Source organism: Weissella thailandensis, assembly GCF_005405465.1.
Taxonomy (GTDB): Bacteria; Bacillota; Bacilli; order Lactobacillales; family Lactobacillaceae; genus Weissella; species Weissella thailandensis.
Genome location: NZ_BJEC01000020.1, coordinates 21,370 through 40,422 on the forward strand (window position 1 = coordinate 21,370; position 19,053 = coordinate 40,422).

General features: G+C 39.3%; 20 protein-coding genes and 1 pseudogene. 3 read left to right on the forward strand and 18 right to left on the reverse strand.

The genetic code is table 11. From position 1 onward, the window contains the following. The 3 genes from rnr to eno form a co-directional block, all read right to left on the reverse strand. Entirely contained in the window at positions 1 to 2,355 is a 2,355-nt protein-coding gene (gene rnr, locus FFM62_RS08565; protein ID WP_115471576.1) for a ribonuclease R, read from the reverse strand. A 75-nt stretch (positions 2,356 to 2,430) separates the two neighbouring features. After that, a complete protein-coding gene (secG, locus tag FFM62_RS08570; protein ID WP_115471575.1) occupies positions 2,431 to 2,667 on the reverse strand; it encodes a preprotein translocase subunit SecG in 237 nt (78 codons plus the stop codon). 138 nt (positions 2,668 to 2,805) lie between these two features. Continuing rightward, the gene (gene eno, locus FFM62_RS08575) at positions 2,806 to 4,164 is read right to left on the reverse strand and encodes a phosphopyruvate hydratase (RefSeq protein ID WP_115471574.1); all 1,359 of its coding nucleotides are present in this window, start codon (positions 4,162 to 4,164) and stop codon (positions 2,806 to 2,808) included. A gap of 306 nt (positions 4,165 to 4,470) precedes the next feature. Here eno and FFM62_RS08580 point away from each other — a divergent pair, with 306 nt between their 5' ends. Then, on the forward strand, positions 4,471 to 5,253 hold the full coding sequence (locus FFM62_RS08580) for a hypothetical protein (RefSeq protein WP_115471573.1): 783 nt from the start codon (positions 4,471 to 4,473) through the stop codon (positions 5,251 to 5,253). A 58-nt stretch (positions 5,254 to 5,311) separates the two neighbouring features. Here FFM62_RS08580 and tpiA read toward each other — a convergent pair whose 3' ends face one another. The 13 genes from tpiA to FFM62_RS08645 all read right to left on the reverse strand — a co-directional run bounded on the left by tpiA (position 5,312) and on the right by FFM62_RS08645 (position 17,203). Next, positions 5,312 to 6,088: a triose-phosphate isomerase gene (gene tpiA, locus FFM62_RS08585; protein WP_115471572.1), complete on the reverse strand. Its 777-nt coding sequence runs from the start codon at positions 6,086 to 6,088 to the stop codon at positions 5,312 to 5,314. Positions 6,089 to 6,237: 149 nt separating this feature from the next. Then, positions 6,238 to 7,914, reverse strand: coding sequence for a glycoside hydrolase family 13 protein (locus FFM62_RS08590; protein WP_115471571.1), 1,677 nt, complete (start codon positions 7,912 to 7,914; stop codon positions 6,238 to 6,240). A 309-nt stretch (positions 7,915 to 8,223) separates the two neighbouring features. After that, a complete protein-coding gene (gene ptsP / locus FFM62_RS08595; protein ID WP_115471570.1) occupies positions 8,224 to 9,951 on the reverse strand; it encodes a phosphoenolpyruvate--protein phosphotransferase in 1,728 nt (575 codons plus the stop codon). 39 nt (positions 9,952 to 9,990) lie between these two features. After that, the gene (locus FFM62_RS08600; protein ID WP_075269226.1) at positions 9,991 to 10,257 is read right to left on the reverse strand and encodes a phosphocarrier protein HPr; all 267 of its coding nucleotides are present in this window, start codon (positions 10,255 to 10,257) and stop codon (positions 9,991 to 9,993) included. 185 nt (positions 10,258 to 10,442) lie between these two features. Beyond that, positions 10,443 to 10,628, reverse strand: coding sequence for a protein YkzS (ykzS, locus tag FFM62_RS08605; protein WP_115471569.1), 186 nt, complete (start codon positions 10,626 to 10,628; stop codon positions 10,443 to 10,445). Between the two features lie 32 nt (positions 10,629 to 10,660). Next, positions 10,661 to 11,632 carry a beta-ketoacyl-ACP synthase III gene (locus FFM62_RS08610; RefSeq protein WP_115471568.1) on the reverse strand — a complete coding sequence of 324 codons (972 nt, stop codon included), beginning with the start codon at positions 11,630 to 11,632 and terminating at the stop codon, positions 10,661 to 10,663. A gap of 95 nt (positions 11,633 to 11,727) precedes the next feature. Next, the gene (locus FFM62_RS08615; protein ID WP_115471567.1) at positions 11,728 to 12,342 is read right to left on the reverse strand and encodes a histidine phosphatase family protein; all 615 of its coding nucleotides are present in this window, start codon (positions 12,340 to 12,342) and stop codon (positions 11,728 to 11,730) included. Between the two features lie 74 nt (positions 12,343 to 12,416). Beyond that, on the reverse strand, positions 12,417 to 13,370 hold the full coding sequence (gene trxB, locus FFM62_RS08620; protein ID WP_115471566.1) for a thioredoxin-disulfide reductase: 954 nt from the start codon (positions 13,368 to 13,370) through the stop codon (positions 12,417 to 12,419). 172 nt (positions 13,371 to 13,542) lie between these two features. After that, positions 13,543 to 14,418, reverse strand: coding sequence for a UTP--glucose-1-phosphate uridylyltransferase GalU (gene galU / locus FFM62_RS08625; protein WP_115471565.1), 876 nt, complete (start codon positions 14,416 to 14,418; stop codon positions 13,543 to 13,545). Between the two features lie 7 nt (positions 14,419 to 14,425). After that, positions 14,426 to 15,445, reverse strand: coding sequence for an NAD(P)H-dependent glycerol-3-phosphate dehydrogenase (locus FFM62_RS08630; RefSeq protein WP_115471564.1), 1,020 nt, complete (start codon positions 15,443 to 15,445; stop codon positions 14,426 to 14,428). A gap of 107 nt (positions 15,446 to 15,552) precedes the next feature. Then, on the reverse strand, positions 15,553 to 16,482 hold the full coding sequence (gene hprK, locus FFM62_RS08635; RefSeq protein ID WP_115471563.1) for an HPr(Ser) kinase/phosphatase: 930 nt from the start codon (positions 16,480 to 16,482) through the stop codon (positions 15,553 to 15,555). Positions 16,483 to 16,501: 19 nt separating this feature from the next. After that, positions 16,502 to 16,882 (reverse strand): phage holin family protein, encoded by a 381-nt coding sequence (locus FFM62_RS08640; protein ID WP_075269211.1) that lies wholly within the window; start codon positions 16,880 to 16,882, stop codon positions 16,502 to 16,504. Positions 16,883 to 17,032: 150 nt separating this feature from the next. Continuing rightward, positions 17,033 to 17,203: a type II toxin-antitoxin system RelB/DinJ family antitoxin gene (locus FFM62_RS08645; RefSeq protein WP_075269209.1), complete on the reverse strand. Its 171-nt coding sequence runs from the start codon at positions 17,201 to 17,203 to the stop codon at positions 17,033 to 17,035. 565 nt (positions 17,204 to 17,768) lie between these two features. Between FFM62_RS08645 and FFM62_RS08650 the strand changes: the two genes are divergently transcribed. Beyond that, a complete protein-coding gene (locus tag FFM62_RS08650; RefSeq protein WP_115471562.1) occupies positions 17,769 to 18,218 on the forward strand; it encodes a universal stress protein in 450 nt (149 codons plus the stop codon). A gap of 148 nt (positions 18,219 to 18,366) precedes the next feature. Further along, on the forward strand, positions 18,367 to 18,732 hold the full coding sequence (locus FFM62_RS08655; protein ID WP_115471561.1) for a hypothetical protein: 366 nt from the start codon (positions 18,367 to 18,369) through the stop codon (positions 18,730 to 18,732). 86 nt (positions 18,733 to 18,818) lie between these two features. Here the strand turns inward: FFM62_RS08655 and FFM62_RS10505 are convergent, their stop codons facing one another. Both FFM62_RS10505 and FFM62_RS10510 read right to left on the reverse strand, forming a co-directional pair. After that, positions 18,819 to 18,950, reverse strand: coding sequence for an IS3 family transposase (locus tag FFM62_RS10505; RefSeq protein ID WP_115471597.1), 132 nt, complete (start codon positions 18,948 to 18,950; stop codon positions 18,819 to 18,821). 4 nt (positions 18,951 to 18,954) lie between these two features. Then, positions 18,955 to 19,053 (reverse strand): annotated as a pseudogene (locus FFM62_RS10510) (transposase); the annotation flags it as partial.

Genomic DNA, 19,053 nt, shown 5'->3' on the forward strand with positions numbered 1-19,053 from the left:
TTACTTATGACGTCCTTTACGATTAGTTCCTTGATGTTTTGAATCCGGCTTACGCTTATTTTGATAAGCGCCAAATGCTTTACCATCATTATGGGTCTTATTACCCTTTGATGAATGATTGCGTTTATCATTTTGCCGACGTCCACCACGATTTTTACCAAAGGCTCCTCGATGTTCATCAGGTACTTTAATATCTGTGACTGGTGCTTCATCTGGATCAACTAGCACGAAGTCGATCGATGCTTGTTCTTTATCAACACGAACAACACGCACCTTAACTGGTTGACCAATCTGGTAAATGTGGTGCAAGCGACGACCAATTAATGCCATATGAGCTTCATCATAGACATACTGGTCATCCGTAAAGTTAGACACATGAATCAAGCCTTCAACCGTGTTTTCCAACGAAACAAACATACCAAACTTCAAAACACCATTCACAACGCCATCGAACTCTTGGCCGACCTTATCCATCATGAATTCGGCCTTCTTCATTGCATCAGTATCACGTTCAGTATCAACCGCACGGCGTTCCTTAACTGATGTATCCTCACCAATTTGAGCTAATTTATCGGCATACTTAGCCTGCGCCTCTTCACCCAAACCATTTTTCTCGTACCATTTAATCAAACGATGAACCGTTAAATCAGGATAACGTCGAATTGGTGAAGTAAAGTGCGTATAATATTCTGCACCAATACCAAAGTGACCCAATGGATCATTTGAATACTTTGCTTGTTTCATTGTCCGCAACATCATTGTCGAAACCATCTGTTCTTCAGGACGATCCACAAAGAAATTATGAATAGCTTGCAAATCAGTTGACTTGACGTTTTCAGGATCCAATTTAACTGGTGCACCTAAGGCTTTAACAAAATCAACAAAGCTCTGCACACGATCAGCATCTGGTGCTTCGTGTATACGATACAAGAATGGCACCTTAGCTAGGTCGAAATGCATGGCAACAGTTTCATTAGCTGCTAGCATAAATGATTCAATAATTCGCTCTGATAAACCACGTTCACGTAATTCAATATCCGTCGGTTTACCCTCTTCATCAACAATAATCTTTGCCTCAGGCGCATCGAACTCGATAGCACCTCTAGCAGTACGTTTAGCCGACAAAATATCGTGCAACTCAGCCATCTCTTCAAACATTGGCACTAGTTCCGCATACTCAGAACGAGTCTCTTCATCACCATCCAAGATTGCGTTAACTGCTTTATAAGTCATCCGCGCATGTGATCGCATCACTGATGTGTGCAGACGGTGACTAACTAAATTACCTTTTGGTGTAAACTCCATCTCAGCTGACATAGCTAGTCGATCAACACCTGGATTTAATGAAGCAATCCCATTTGAAATTTTACGAGGCAACATTGGAATCACACGATCTGTTAGATAAACAGACGTGCCTCGATTATAAGCCTCTTCGTCTAATGGTGTGCCTTCAACCGCATAATGTGAGACATCAGCAATGTGGACACCCAAATGGAAATTACCATTTGGCAGCTTCCATACAACGACTGCATCATCCAAATCCTTTGACTCAATAGAATCAATGGTTACTAATGGTTGGTCAGTAATATCTTCACGACCCTCACGTTCACTATCTAATACCTCATCAGGAATGGCCTCGGCTTGTTTCATCGCATCTTTAGGGAATACGTGTGGCACATCATGATTATAAACAATCTCCAAGATATCAACACCTGGATCATCCTTATAACCAATTTTCTCTGTGATTACACCTGTAAAGTGCTTAGGCATTTCCGCAGAAGGATACGTTGCGATTGAAGCCATAACCACTTCACCGTCTGTCGCAACCAATCCCCCTTCTTTAACCAAAAACTCAAAGGAAGAGAACTTCTTATCAGTCAAACGAATACTACCGACATAGCCTTTGTAGGCACTGCCTAAGGAGAACTCACCAACAACATGTTCGCGACCACGTGTAATAATTTCTTCGATCTTACCTTCAGGACCACGCTTATCGTCGCCCTTATTAAGCAACTTGACACGTACTTCATCGCCTTGCGTTGCAAAAGCCGTATTATCTGGGTTAACAAACACATCCGGTGCTTTTTCATCATAGTGAACAAAGCCGAACCCTTTGTCATTGGCCTTAAATGTACCAATGACTCCTTCATGATCTGCATTATATTGAAATGCACCTGCATCATTAACTTTAACTTTGCCAGCACGTTCCAAAGCTGCCAAAGCTTGTACAACTGATTTGAAAGCATTCGCATCATTTAATCGCAACCCATCTGTTAACGTTTGTGCTGGATACGCTTGGGTCGGATTTCCTTTCAAAAAGCCAAATAATTGGTCTTGTAAATTTTGTAAATCCATTAATTTCTCGCTATTCTTAAAATGAAAGACCTCTCGTACAATATGTCACGAGAGGTCTTGCGCACTGGTAAATTTTTAATGTGAAGAAAGGTAAACAAGCGCCAATCCCAAAATAAACCAGATTGCTGCAAGGACTGCTGTAATTCGTTGCATCACGGCAACAAATCCCCGGGCCTTTTGGGTTGCAAACAAGTCACCACCGCCACCTGACAATGCTGACAAAGCATCCTGTTGCTTAGATGGTTGCATCATAACTGCAATAATAATCAGTGCACCCACTACAATCATTGCCGTTAATAGTGTGTCGTACATCTCGGTGCCTCCTCTTTCTTCTATCTTTAATCATATATACTTTTATAGCATAACATAGGTAATAAATTGTCTCAATAAAAAAAGGTAAGACAGAACATATTTCGCTCGGTCTTACCTTTTTTTATTATAAATAATTAATTACTTTGCTTCGTAGTTAACAATGCCATCACGTGCAGACTTGTCAATGTTGTAGAAGCTGTTGATACCCTTGTATTCAGCAACCTTGTCACCCAACAAATCTTCAATACGCATCAATTGGTTGTACTTAGCAATACGGTCAGTACGTGACATTGAACCAGTCTTGATTTGACCAGCATTAGTTGCCACAACCAAATCAGCAATCGTTGTATCTTCAGTCTCACCTGAACGGTGTGAAACGATAGCTGTGTAACCAGCTTCTTTGGCCATCTCGATAGCTTCAACAGTTTCTGTCAAAGTACCGATTTGGTTAACCTTGATCAAGATCGCATTAGCAGCTCCCTTAGCGATACCCTTTGACAAGTAGTCAGTGTTTGTAACAAAGAAGTCATCACCAACGATTTGTACCTTGTTACCAAGACGCTCAGTCAACTTTGACCAGTTATCCCATTGTTCTTCATCGTTCAAATCTTCAGCTTCTGCCAAAGGATCCTCAACAGATACAACTGGGTACTTTTCGATCAAGTTCTCTAGGTAGTCGATAAACTCATCGGTCGTGTATTCCTTCTTATCAGGCTCACCAGCTAATGTGTAAATCTTCTTTTCGTGATCATAGAATTCTGAAGAGGCAACGTCAAAGGCGATTGCCACATCCTTACCTGGCTTGTAGCCAGCACGTTCGATCGCGTTCAACAAGTATTGGAAAGGCTCCTCATTTGAAGTAAAGTTAGGGGCAAAACCACCTTCATCACCAACAGCAGTTGAGTGACCAGATTCTTTTAGCAAAGCTTGTAATGCATGGAACGTTTCTGAACCCATACGAACAGCTTCAGCAATTGACTTTGCACCAACTGGCATAATCATGAATTCTTGGAAATCAACTGAGTTATCAGCGTGAGCTCCACCATTAACAACGTTCATCATTGGTGTTGGCAAAACCTTTGAGTTAAATCCACCAAGGTAGTTGTACAATGGTGTACCTAGTTCATCAGCTGCAGCACGAGCAGCAGCAATTGAAACACCCAAGATAGCATTGGCACCCAACTTACCCTTGTTTGGCGTACCATCCAAATCGATCATTGTGTGATCCAACAAAACTTGATCGGTAACATCCATACCAACCAACTTGTCCTTGATTACCTTGTTAACATTCTCAACGGCCTTCAAAGTTCCCTTACCTAGGAAACGGCCCTTGTCACCATCTCGTAATTCGACAGCTTCGTTAACACCAGTTGAAGCACCAGATGGCACGATACCACGACCAAAGCCACCTAATTCAGTGTAAACTTCAACTTCAACAGTAGGGTTACCACGTGAGTCCAAAACTTCGCGTGCATAAATATCAGTAATTGCAGACATGTTGTCTTCTCCTTACTTATTCTTGAAAGTATAGTTATATATGGGAATATCCCTCGGGATTTATTGTAACATAATTCACAGTATATGCTAACAACGACGTTCGTAAGTTAAATAAGGGACATAAAAAATTCACATTATCATCATAACTAGCAAAACATTGACTAATTATTATTAATAATTTTTATCATCTTAGTCATTGATTTGCAAGTTATTTGTTGTCATTTTGTTATATAATTGACTGTCATGTAATTGTTAAGCACGTTAAACTGTATTTATCATTGCATTATTGTTTTTCGGGGGGGATTTATGAAACGAGCAATTTTTACTATTTCATTACTATTAGGGTTATTGTTTGCCATCCCAGTTTGCTTTCTTAGTACGTCACAGGCATTCTCTGGTTGGTTAATAAATCCTAAGGAACAAGCAAGCCATTTACAATCCCAAAAACAATCACAAGCTGAATCTAAATCTAATTTAGAAAAATTTAGTTCGCGATTAGCAGCGAGTGGCGTGTCTGTTGTTTCTAGCAACTCTGAGGAAGCTGTCGATCCTAATCGAGCTGTGATGACTTCTATAAAACCACAAGATTCTAACTCATCTCGGCCAACCTCTGACCAAGAAACGTCTGCCCGAGCAACGACCACTAAGCGAGATAATACCGCTGATCAAACGACAACATCCACCCCTAGCTCACAATCGAGTTCAACCATGACTAGCCAACCTAGTTCAAGTGAATCAAACCTACCGAGCGAGTCAAGTGACCCGGACTCATCAAGCTTACCAAGCAGCTCTAGCTCTGTTATTACTAGCTCATCTTCTAGCGAAAGCTTACCTAGTGAAAGTTCTTCTAATGAAGATTCATCTAGTGACCCAATTAATAGTGAAACATCTAACGTACCAAGTAGTTCTTCGAATGAAAATCCTAGTTCTTCGAATGAATCAGAATCAAATACTAATGATTCTGATTCCTCAACTACTAACAACAATAACAGTTCAGAAGAACAACAGAATAACGACACAAATAGTCAGACAGCTGAAACTTCAGTCGTCCCACCAACACCTGATACGGCAATTTCTTCTGTCGATTAAAAATAAAAATACGAGTGAGATAAGCACAGGTTGCGCCATTCTCACTCGTATTTTTATTTTATAAATTACGTTTTGCCTGCTCCGCTAAACTAATTAACTCAATAAATGTCGCTGCATCGAGTGCAGCATCCCCAACTAATACACCATCAATATCAGGCTGCTTTAATAGCTCATAAGCATTTGCTGGTTTGACTGAACCACCATACAAGACACGCACATGATCAGCAACATCCTGATCAAACATATCGGCAACTGTCTGCCGAATCACACGTAAACTCTTTTGCGCTGCATCAGGTCCCATTGCTTGACCAGAACCAATCGCTGCTGTCGGTTCATACGCTAACATTAACCGACCCATTTCTTCATGAGTGACTCCCTTTAAGGATTCAACTACCTGATTCACAATCCAATGTGCATGATCATTGAGTGATTCCAATTGCACAGCTTCATCAATTGCGATAATAGGTGATAACCCATTCCGTAATGCCGCCAATGTCTTTAGGTTAACCATCTCATCAGTTTCACGGAAATAATTACGGCGCTCAGAATGGCCAATAATCACGCGACTAATACCTAAATCAGCAAGTGCCGCTGGACTTGTCTCACCAGTATAAGCTCCCTTATCCTGCCAATACATGTTTTCGGCCCCAATTTCAACAGCTGTTCCTTTGGCAGCAGTTACCATTGCATTTAACAATACATCCTGTCCTGCTAGTACGGCATCCACATGTGGATAAACCGCCAATTTCGGTGAAATCTCAACAATATAGCGCTTTACCTCACTTGGCAATTTATTCATTTTCCAATTTGCAATAACAATTGGTCGTCGTAACATTATCTTTTACCACCCCTCATCGTGCTTATTCTGATTATACCACGCTTTCTAATCCAAATATGCGTAATGAGCCATTCAGTATTTTTGATATTAATAGCAGTCTACCTAAACAAAGATCTTAACTTTTTATTCACATTTACTTCGAGGCATTAAGCCCCCATCACAACGGCACCATACCCTGGCATACTGATATTTTTTTCGTTAATTGTGACGTTCCCTACTTTTTCTAAAATCACACCATTTTTGTTTCTGTCAATTTGTATGGCATCAGGACTTAGGTTTACGAGTACTGTTAATACTTGTTTATCTAAAATTCGCTGATACCCAATGACGGTTTCAGGTAGTGATGGCAATGGCTGCAAATCACCAGTTGTGATAACTTTCTGCCACACTGGATCATGATGCCATGCCCCTAATTTCTTATAGTAATTTAAAACAGAGTTTTTATCGGCTAATTCCGTTTGGACATCAATACCTGTTCTATCTGACCCCATCTTTAACCACGGTGCAGCGTCAGAAAATCCGGCAAATTCAGTATGATCCCATTGCATCGGCACTCGTGCATTATCACGTGATTTATCATTAATGGCCGCCAATGCGCTCTCCTTAGAATAACCATCTTTCAAGGCCATTTGATAGTTATTAATTGATGAAACATCGTTAAATTCCGAAATGTCGTCACGGACAAAATTTTTCATCCCCAACTCTTGCCCTTGATAGATAAACGGTATCCCCGGCAAAAAATAATACATCGTTGCCAAGGCCTTAGCTGCTGCTGGCGTTTGATTTTGTTTATCTGGGACTAACTTTGATAAAACTCTAGGCTGATCATGGTTTTCTAACACATTAGCCAATGTCCCCTTAACCTTGCTAGCAACTTGTTGTGATGAAAACAGGGCCTCTCGTAAATCACTAACTGACCATTGATTGCGACCGCGATACCATTCATCAGTGTTTATAACATCAATATTCATATATGAAAAATCAAAAATCATAGAGAAATAGCCATTTGGTCCGATATATTTAATCAAGTCTTCTTCAGGCACCCCATATGCTTCACCGACTGTGACAGCATCATACTTATCAAAGGTTTCTTGCTGCAATTCTTTTAGGAATACATCAATTCCTGGTCGATTTTGACCCTTCTTAATAACTGATACCAACCCATCACTGCCATCAGCAGGTAAACTAGCCCAGTCCAAGTCTTTCTTCAAATGCGTGATTGCATCCACTCTAAAGCCCGCAACGCCTAACTCAAGCCACCAATTGATCATATGGTATATTTCCTTACGTAACGCAGGATTTTCCCAGTTAAGGTCTGGTTGTTGTGGCGCAAAAGTATGGAAGTAATACGTATTAGATTCACCAACAACTGATTCCCAAGTAGAACCGCCAAAAATGCTACGCCAGTTATTTGGCACTTCCCCATTTTTTGTCTTTTTAAAAATAAAATAATCTCGATATTTACTTTGCGGATCTGCTAACGCTTGCTTAAACCAATCATGTTGATCAGACGTATGATTAACAACTAAATCCATGATTACTTTAATATGACGTTTTTTAGCTTCTGACAAAAATGTTTTAAAGTCATCAAGCGATCCAAATTGTGGATCAATATCTTGATAATCAGCAATATCATATCCCATATCGACCATCGGCGATTTATAGATTGGTGAAACCCAAATCATTGTGACCCCTAAATCACGGATATAATCCAGATGATTGATCATCCCTTGAATATCACCAATACCATCATGGTTAGTATCTTGAAAAGAGCGCGGATAAATTTGATACACAACCTCATTTTGCCACCATTTCGTAGCCATCTGTCTATTCCCCCAGTTATTCATTGATGGGTTTAGCATATATGAGGCCAATCAAATATTCAATATGAAACCACTAATTTAAGAAAGCGCTTCCATTTAATGAATTTCGTCAAATGATACTAAAATAATCCCAATCCCCCTATTTAAACATGTAGATAGTATACATAAAGCCTCATAATAGTATACTTTATGCTGTATTATGTTACCGCTAACATATTTAAGTTAGAAGTCGCTAATAACATGCCACAATTAATAATTGTGCACAAAAAAAGAACAACCATTTCCGGTCGCTCTCACAATTTTTATCAACTAGTCGGCTGCAACATTAGCTTTCACTAAAGCAACAACTTCATCATTTGTTTCGGCATCTACAGCTTTGTCAGCTAATTTTGCCATATCTTTTGTATCTAATTGTTTCATCAAAGAACGTGCTTGCAAGATAGAAGTTGCAGACATTGAGAATTCGTCTAGTCCCATACCAACAAGAATTGGTAGTGCAACTGGATCACCTGCCATCTCACCACACATGGCAGCGAACTTACCATACTTATGTGCAGAATCAATCACATTCTTTACTAAGCGTAAAATTGATGGATTATATGGCTGGTACAAGTATGATATGCGATCATTACCACGATCTGCTGCCATCGAGTAACCAATCAAGTCATTCGTTCCAATTGAGAAAAAGTCCACTTCTTGCGCAAACTTATCTGCCAAAACTGCCGCAGCAGGAATTTCAATCATGATACCAAGCTTAATGTCGTCTGACACTTGAGTACCTTCAGCAATTAATTTGGCTTTTTCCTCATTAAAGATATCACGGGCAGCACGAAATTCTGGCAATGTTGCCACCATTGGGAACATAATCCATAGTTGTCCATAAACTGATGCCCGTATTAACGCCCGTAACTGCGTACGGAAAATATCATCTCGATCAAGAGAAATACGGATAGCTCGATATCCTAAGAAAGGATTATCTTCCTCAGGTAATGGTAAGTATGGTAAATGCTTATCACCACCAATGTCCATCGTACGAACTGTCACTGGCTTACCATCCATACTCTTAAGGACCTTTTTGTATGATTCAAATTGATCCTCTTCGGTTGGTAATTCAGTCGAATCCATGTATAAAAATTCGGTACGATATAGGCCAACACCTTCAGCCCCGTTATCAGCCACACCACCAAGGTCCTTAGGCGTACCAATGTTCGCCCCGATGATAAACTCTTTGCCATCAGCTGAAACAGACTTTTCGTTTTTCAACTTAGCCCATGCAGCCTTTTTAGCAGCATATTGGTCTCCCTTTGCTTGGTAGGCAGTCATCTCATCAGCTGTTGGATTTACTAATGCTAAACCATCTAAACCGTCTAAGACAACAGTATCGCCATCAGCGATTTCCTTAGTAGCAACCTCAGAACCAACAATTGCTGGGATTTCCAAAGTACGGGCCATAATCGCAGCATGTGCCGTACGACCACCAACATTTGTGATAAACCCTTTCACATAACGACGGTCCAGCTGTGCTGTATCCGAAGGCGTCATGTCTTGGGCAATAATGACCACTTCTTCGTTGATCAACGCAGGATTTGGCAACTCCTTGCCAAGCAAATGACTTAACACACGCTTAGTCACATCACGAATATCAGCAGCACGTTCAGCCATATATGGATTATCGTCCGCCATACTCTCAAACATGCCAATAAACATGTCTGTCACAGCTACCAAGGCTGCCTCGGCATTCGTTTTGTCACTATCAATCTTATCATTGATATTGCTCAAAAGCTCCGGATCCTCAGTAACCATAATATGCGCAGTGAACACTTCGGCTTCATCAACGCCCATTGACTCTTCAGCTTTTGTACGAATTTTTTCCAAATCTGCCTTTGAAGACAAAAAGGCCGCACGGACGCGGTCTTTCTCACCTTGAGTATCGTCGATTGTGCGAGTCTCAAAAGACAGATCAGGGTCAACTAACTTATAAGCTTTTGCCATTGCAACACCATTTGATGCAGCAATTCCAGTAATTTTATTAGTCATTCGATTCCCCCTAGAATCTGTTTAACTTAATCTACGAAACTAGTCTGTCAAACCTTCTGCTGACATGGTCTCTGCAATAGCTGATAAGGCATCGGCCTCGTCATCACCTTCAGCAGAAATCTTAACATCTGCATTTTGACCAACACCTAGTGACATAACACCCATGATTGACTTCAAGTTAACGTCCTTACCTTGGTATGACAACGTAACATTTGATGAGAACTTTGAAGCTGCTTGTACCAACAAAGTTGCTGGGCGAGCATGAATACCAGTTTCGGCTACAATGTGAAATTCGCGTGATTCCATGGTGATAATCTCCTCTAAATTTAAATATTATTCTTTTACTTTGGGTTAAGTTAAATTATGCTTTCTACAATCAAATATAACCAACCTTCATGCATTCATTCTATCAGGTATAAGGTATATTAGCAAGCGCTTACATATTTTTTTCATAAAATACAATTTGTAATTATTAAGCTATAAATTTTATTCTATGATGCTTCGTCATCTTTTGCTGTATATGTAATTATACCACCACGTTCGGCAGTTCCCCTAATCGCATTTTGATAGGGATAATCGCGCCATACAACATAAAAATCAGAAAACTCTTTTGAAGTGACCACAAATTTATCAAATTCACCTGATCTTAGTTGTTCTAACATCTGACTATAGTCCATTCTGCCTCCTCATTTCTATTATACAGCTATAATTAAAATTGGCACAAGATACTGCCATATGTAAATCCGGCACCAAATCCCGTTAATAATACCTTTTTGCCTGTCAATACAGTGTTTTGGCGCAACTCATCTAATCCCATCGCAATCCCTGCTGACGATGTATTCCCGTATTTAGTCACATTCGTCACAAATTTTCCCATTGGTTGTCCCAATTTTTTTGCAATCATTTCAATAATTCTAAGATTAGCTTGATGTGGAATAAAATAATCAACATCCGCTGGCTCCAAGCCATTTTGATGCAAAAAATTGGTAATATGATCAGGAATCAACCGCTCAACTTCATTAAACACTTGACGTCCTTCCTGATGAAAGGCCGTTGTTTTTGGATAGTTATCAGTAGAAAGTTCATGTAATGGCTGAATAACACCAGAGTGTACCACTTCCTCATTACCAATCGTATGCATTTTTTCTGCCATCAGAAGTGATTGTTCACTAGCTTCTAATATGAATGCACCCGCACCATCACCAAAAAAGACCGATGAGGCACGATCCTTGAAATCCATCATCTTAGAATTAACTTCAGCGGATATGACCAACGCATATTTTGCTGTACCAGCTTTTAAAAATTTATCAGCTGTGCTCAAGCCAAAAATGAATCCCGCACATGCTGTCGAAATATCATATGCCCAAGCATTTTCAGCCTGTAAATTCCTTTGTACTAATGCTGCAGTTGATGGTGCTAAACCATCAGGTGTAAATGTCGTCACAATGATCAGCCCAATATCTGCTGGTGCAATCGCTGTTTGAGCAAGCGCTTGTTGCGCCGCCTTGGTGGCTAGATCCGACGTATTTTCTCCCTGTAACGAAACATGCCGAGTCTTGATCCCCGTATGCCCTTGAATCCATTCATCATTTGTATCCATAATCGTAGCCAAATCATCGTTGGTCACAATGTTTTGCGGAACATAATGAGATGAAGCAACAATTTTTACGCCTTGCGCCATGCTTTGCTCTCCTCCTAATTACTATTCAAAAAATATTATACGCATGCTCACCACAAAAAGACATTAATATTTTACCAAAAAAACATATTCTATCTCTAATTCCGATTGAAATAGTACAAGTAACGATCGCCAGTAGCAGTTTGCTTTAGCTTAGTTACACTAGCATTATCTGGTTCCGGTATATTATTGGTTACTTGATTAATGCCAAAAGTTGCCATTAATACCGCCTTAATGGTAAATCCATGGGTAACAACAATGATTTGGTCATCGGGATTTTGTTTGGTCTCTTCATTTAAAAAAAGATTTACCCTGTTAACAACTTGCGAAAATGTTTCACCACTGACAGCATATTTTGTATAATTTTCTGTCACATCATGCAAGACTGGATTAAAAACATCAGGAAAATCAACTATTAGCTGTTGATTTTGCTTACCATCCCATTCACCATATGAAATTTCTAAGACCCGTTCGTCTGTTCTAACTGGTAGGCCTGCCGTTTCATTAAGAATATCCGCAGTTTGCGCAGTTCTATGTAACGGACTGATTACTAAAGAATCTGCAAAACTAATATCAAAATGCTTGGCCAACTCGTTAACTTGGCGCCTGCCAGTATCATTCAAGTGAGTGATGTCCGAATTGATTTTTCCTTGTTTTAATCCAGCGGCATTGGCCAAAGTCTGGCCATGACGCACAAAATAAAAAGTTGTCATATTTTGTCCCCCTCAATTAGTGAAAAAGAAAAGTTGAGACAAAACCTTGTCTCAACCTCACTCAAATCACTACCTTATGCTTCTGTCATTTTTTGCTGTTGTAATTTGAAATTTTCATTATATGAAAAAACATTTTGTCCAGCAATTGCAGCATCACCAACGGCTGTTGTAATCTGTCGTAATTCTTTTTCACGAACATCACCCAGTGCATAAATACCAGGTAACGCTGTTTCCATACGCTCATTTGTTTCGATCCAACCACGCTCATTTGTAATACCCAAATCAGCGACAACATCTGAAACTGGCAACACCCCAACGTAAATAAAGACACCGGCAGCATCAACCGTATAAACTTCATCAGTTACATTGTTACGCACGCGCACACCCGTAACTTTTTTATCATCACCTAAAATCTCTTCGACTTCAGTATTCCAAACAAATTCAATCTTATCATTGGCAAAAGCACGCTCTTGTAAGATTTGTTGGGCTCTTAACTTGTCACGGCGATGAAAAACAGTTACCTTATCGGCCAAACCAGCTAAATAGGTTGCTTCTTCAACTGCAGAATCTCCACCACCAACAACAATAACATGCTGACCACGAAAGAATGCACCATCACAAACAGCACAGTAAGATACACCGCGTCCTGAATAATCATCTTCACCAGGTACATCTAATTTCTTATAATCAGAACCGGTTGCTACAATGACTGAATTAGTCGTGTATTCATCCATATCTGTCACAACACGCCATGAACCATCATCTTGTGCTTGGACATGTAAGACTGTTCCAAAAGCATATTCAGCGCCAAATTGTGTTGAAGATTGATACATCTTTTCAGAAAGATCTGGACCTAATATGCTATTGAAGCCAGGATAATTTTCTACCTCGGCTGTGTTATTCATTTGACCACCGTATATTCCGCGATCAATCATTAGTACAGACAGGTTTGCACGTGAAGCATACGTTGCTGCCGTCATGCCACCAGGACCTGCACCTAAAATTATTGTGTCATAGTGTTGGGTCATAACAACACCTCCCCTTCAAGTACTTGCTTATTATCGTCTTCTCGACTTCCTAATACATTATTTTACATTCTTTGATTTAGAAAGCAAGCTTTTTAGCTTACTTTTTGTAAACGAAAACTGCGAGCCGACAGATGCCGAAAACTCGCAGTTATCATTATTAATACATCAATGATTAGTCTAATTTAGCGGCTAGTTCCTTGATATACGCTTTCAAATCTTCACTTGTTTGTGGGTGCTTTAGACCAAATTCAATGTTCGTGGTTAAGAAACCAATCTTTGATCCAATATCGTAACGGCTACCCTTAAATTCATGCGCATAAACATGTTGACGCTTGTTTAATGAATCAATTGCATCAGTTAGTTGGATTTCGTTACCCTTACCTGGTTCAGTCTTCTCAAGTTCTTCAAAGATTTCTGGGGTTAGTAGATAACGACCAATAATTGCCAAATCAGATGGCGCATCTTCTGGCTTTGGCTTCTCAACGAAGGTGTTAACTTGGTGTAGACCATCTTCAACTTCTTTTTCAGGGGCAATCACACCATATTCAGATACTTGGTCGTGAGGCACCTTCATAACAGCCAAAGTTGATTCACCCGTTGTGTTATAACGATCAATCAATTGCTTTGTCAAAGGCTCTTCATCACTCATCAAATCATCACCCAACATCACAACAAATGGCTCATCGCCGATAAATGACTTAGCAGTCAATACAGCATCCCCTAAACCACGAGGATGTGATTGACGAATAAAGTACAAGTTAATATCCGTTGTTTCTTGAACAATCTTTAGTAACTCGTCCTTACCTTTTTCACGCAAGTTATTCTCCAATTCAGGATTTGAATCAAAATGATCCTCAATTGAACGCTTTGACTTACCATCAACGATGACAATATCTTCAATCCCTGATGCCAAAGCTTCTTCAATAATGAATTGGATTGTTGGCTTATCAACGATTGGCAACATTTCTTTTGCTAATGCTTTCGTTGCAGGCAAAAAACGTGTTCCTAATCCTGCTGCTGGAATAATCGCTTTACGTACTGGTTTCATGATTAATTTACTTCCCTTCTTGCGAGACTGGACGTCCCATTAATGTTTGAATCGCTTCTTTAATATCTACGTTTTCATAAAGTACACGATAAACTGCCGATGTAATTGGCATTTCAATATGTTTTTTTTGTGCTAATTCATGCGCAACTTTGGTTGTTGAAATTCCTTCAATAACCATCCCCATATCTTCAATAACATCTGCTAGTTTTTTACCTTCACCTAATTGTACACCCGCTCGAAAGTTTCGAGAATGTACTGAAGTCGCCGTGGCGAATAAATCCCCCACACCAGACAACCCCATAAAGGTAATCGGATTAGCTCCAAAGGCTTGCCCTAAACGACTAATTTCAGCTAAACCACGGGTAAACAAAGCTGCTTTGGCGTTTGCATCATAGCCCAGGCTTGCCAAGGCACCAGCCCCGATAGCAATGACGTTCTTTAACGCACCACCAATTTCGGCACCGATTACATCAGTGTTAGTATACACACGAAATACTTGGTTACTAAATGCCGCTTGGACTTTTTCAGCGGCGACAACATCTTTACTAGCCGCTGAGACCAAAGTTGGATCGTGTTTGATGACCCCTTCAGCATGAGACGGTCCTGAAATCACACCCAGTCCCTTCAGGTACTTAGCAGGTACTTCTTCAGTAAGCATCTCTGATACTCGCTTATATGTGCCTGGTTCTAGCCCCTTAGTTGCAGCCATTAAAATAACGCTATGGTCTATATTCGCTAGGACCGTAACTAGTTGCTGGGCAACCTCGCGTGTTGCCTTAGTGGGCACAACGCTCAACACAATATCTGCATTCTCTACAGCAGATTGCATATCTGAAAAACCAACAATCCCATCATTTAATGGGTTATCACCTAAATATTTTGTATTTCGATGTGTCTCATTGATTTCAGCCACTTGTGATGCTCGATGGCTCCACAAACGAACGTCATGCCCATTTTCAGCAGCAACATTGGCCAGTGCGGTTCCCCACGAGCCGGCACCTAGAACTGCTATAATTTCGTTACTCACGAGATTCCTCCTTTTAATTGCATGAGCGACAATATCATAATAATACCATATTCTAATAACTTGGCAATCTTATCATTAATAGACCGCCACATCACAGTATTAATCACCTATTTTGAATTTTCAGCAATTAAATTATTAAGATTATTATTAAATGTTTCAGTCGCATCGAATCCCATTTGCTTAGCACGGAAGTTTTTTGCAGCAGTTTCAATTAGAACGGCTAAATTACGGCCGGCTTGAACAGGTAGCACGTAACGTGGTAACCCAACGCCTTGAATGTTAATAACTTCTTCACCGTTACCTAGACGATCCACTTCTTGATCATCATGCCACTTTGCAAGGTGCAAATTAAAGGCAATCGTAGCATGTGAGCGTACAGCACCAGCACCAAACAAGTCCATGACATCAATAATACCAACACCACGTAATTCCATTAAGTTACGTAAGATTGCTGGTGGCTCCCCAACTAAACGTTCTTCGTCCTGCGCATACACGTCAACACGATCATCAGCGATTAAACGATGACCACGTTGTACTAATTCTAATGCGGTTTCTGATTTTCCAACACCGGAATCACCAGTAATCAACACACCAAGACCAAAGACATCAACCAGCACACCATGTACTGACTGACGTTCAGCTAACCCACCACTTAAGAAGTAAGTCATATTGGCTAATATTTTTGATGATGTTAATTCAGTAGCAAGCACCGGAATGTGATTTTCCTGCGCCGCTTGCATAAACTCTTCTGGTAACTCTCGGCCGGTTGATACAACAAACGTTGGTGTGTTTGGCTGCATCATTTTTCTTGCAATCAATAACAATTCTGAATGATTCATACGTTGAGAAAATGACGTTTCCGTAATCCCCATCAATTGAATTCGCTCAGGTGCATAATAGTTAAAATACCCTGTCATTTCAAGACCTGGTCTTGAAATATCTGGTGTTGTGATTTTGCGATCCAAGTATTCTTCACCCGTCACAATTTTCAGGCGAGTATTATCCAATAAATCTTTTACTGTTAATTCTTTTGCCATTTTCTATTACCTGTCTTAATTATTGCTTATCTTCTTTACTAAAGTAACTAGAAATTATCATATTGACTACGGACATAACAATAGCAATAAATACTGCCCAGCCAAAACTAGCAAATCTAAAGCCGTCGCCAACAACCCAAGCAGTTAGCCATAATACAACACCATTGATGACTAGTCCGAACAAGCCAAACGATATAATCGTAAATGGTAAAGCCAGTACATGTAATACTGGTTTTACTAAGGCGTTTAAAATTCCTAGGATAACAGCAGCTAATATTGCCGTCCAAATGTTTCTAATGTAGAGACCATTTCTAAATAGTCCCGCCATCGCCAACAACATCACTGTATTAATAATAATCCGTTGCCAAAAAGAAAAATTTTTAAAAGTAACTGTCTTCATGTATATCCTCCAGTTATTCTTAGCACCAGTATATCAAAATTACACCCATATTTGGCTAAATGTCCTGTAATTTGTATTATCCGTTAACATAAAACAAAAGCTAGAAACGGACGCATCCATTTCTAGCTTTATCACAATCTATTAATATAATTACTTATGTTTTGCGCGAAACAGGTCATTAAATGGTGATTCACCACTGTGAGCCACCTGGGTCAAAAACATTTTAACTGCCTGTTGTGTCGTTAACCCATTTTCTTTAAATACAGCATCAGCTGCATTACGCACCTCTTCTTCGACACGAATTTGAATTAATTTTTCCATTTGATACGTCCCCCCTTGTACCGTTAAAGATATATTCAACTCCCCATTATTATATACCATTTTACAGAAAATAGCTTAAACAAGCATAGTTTTAAAATACATGTTATCCAAACATAAATAATCATATAAAAAAACACACTGTCATTTTCAGACAGTGTGTTTCATTTGGCATTGCTAAGATTGACGCGTCCTAGCTCACGTGATGGTTACCCATCAGTCAACGTACACCCATCAGGAAAACCCAAAGGTAGTCATGTGTAGCAAAGCAAGTTCCACAACTTGCTTTACACCCTCCAGTAATACGACTGTTAATGAGGGCCGTTTATCAAAGATCATTTAAGATCCTCTCGACTCATCGCATAGCTATAATAATAACACACTATTGAATAAAAAAAAATCTTTTTATCCAAATTTACATTTTTATAATTATAGGAACCGTATTCATGTATTATTATCATCTCAAATTTTAAGATGACGCTTACATTAACCTGTTATAAGGTATATAATATAAGCATATAAAGAAATTTATATATTTAATAATTAATTTATAAGGATGGTGACTGCCATGGCAGAGGACAAAATTGCATACAAGAATATTTTGGCACCAATTGACGGTTCAAAGATTTCTGAGGCCATAGTTGAAAAAGCAGCCGCTGTTGCGGTACGTAACCAAACTGTTTTGGATTTATTGTATGTCATTGATACTAACTCAATTTCAGGATTAGCTGGTATGTCGATTTCTGGTGATGTTGTTTACCAACTAGTGCAAGATGCAGAAGAAAAGTTATCAAAGTATGCAGATATTGCACGCCAGCAAGGTGCTAAAGAAGTTAACATCCACGTTCGTTTTGGATCACCTAAAACTGTTATCGCTCGTGATTTTCCTAAAGACCACAACACCGGTTTAATTATGTTGGGTAAATCTGGTTTAAACACTCTGGAACGACTACTTGTCGGTTCAGTTGCGACTTTTGTTGTTCAAAATGCTAAAGTAGATATTTTAATCGTGCAGTAAAAATAAATACCGACCACAATGTGGTTGGTATTTTTATTATTTACTGATACTGTTTATACCTATAATTAATAGAACTAAATGCATGTTTATTAAATTTAGGTTATAATAATTTTATATTTCTAATTATTGTCAAGATAGAGGGGGAATTATGAAAATTATCGGTAATACACTAGAAACTATTCACAAGTTTCGACATGGACATGTAAGCAAACGTTGGTTAGATGACCCTTTCCTAACATCTACAGTAGCTTTGGGGGCTAACCGAAATATCAAACTACAGTTGTTATACTTAGATACCAATGATACGTTCTATTTGGTTGAAAGCACTTCATCAATTGCTCATTCTCTACAATATCAGGATGGCGCCATCAGTGTTTCTGAGTGGTCACCTGCTGACTTTGCTGGTCTGTTACGTAGTTATAATCAACCTGGCTTTGACAATTATTTCCAACTGATTGTTACCAAAACGGCAATGGCTAATTCAGGTTCTAAGCAAGAAGATTTTGTTAAGTAGCAACTTATTTAATTTAAAATAAAAAACAGGGTTGAGACATAATAGTTGTTGAAGTGCCGCAAAAAAGTTAGACATTTAAATAAATTTTAATTACCTAAGACCTGTTCCCGATATGCAATCGGAGACAGGCCTTTTGTTTTCAACGAAATACGCTCATGGTTAAACCAATGGACGTATTTGTCGACAATAACATTTAATTCTGCAATATTTTTTAATATGTTATTGGTTAAGACTTTCCCGTTTTAACAGATTAAAAAAGCTTTCAATGGGGGCATTGTCCAAACAATTCCCCTTACGTGACATACTGGGAATAAAGTCTAA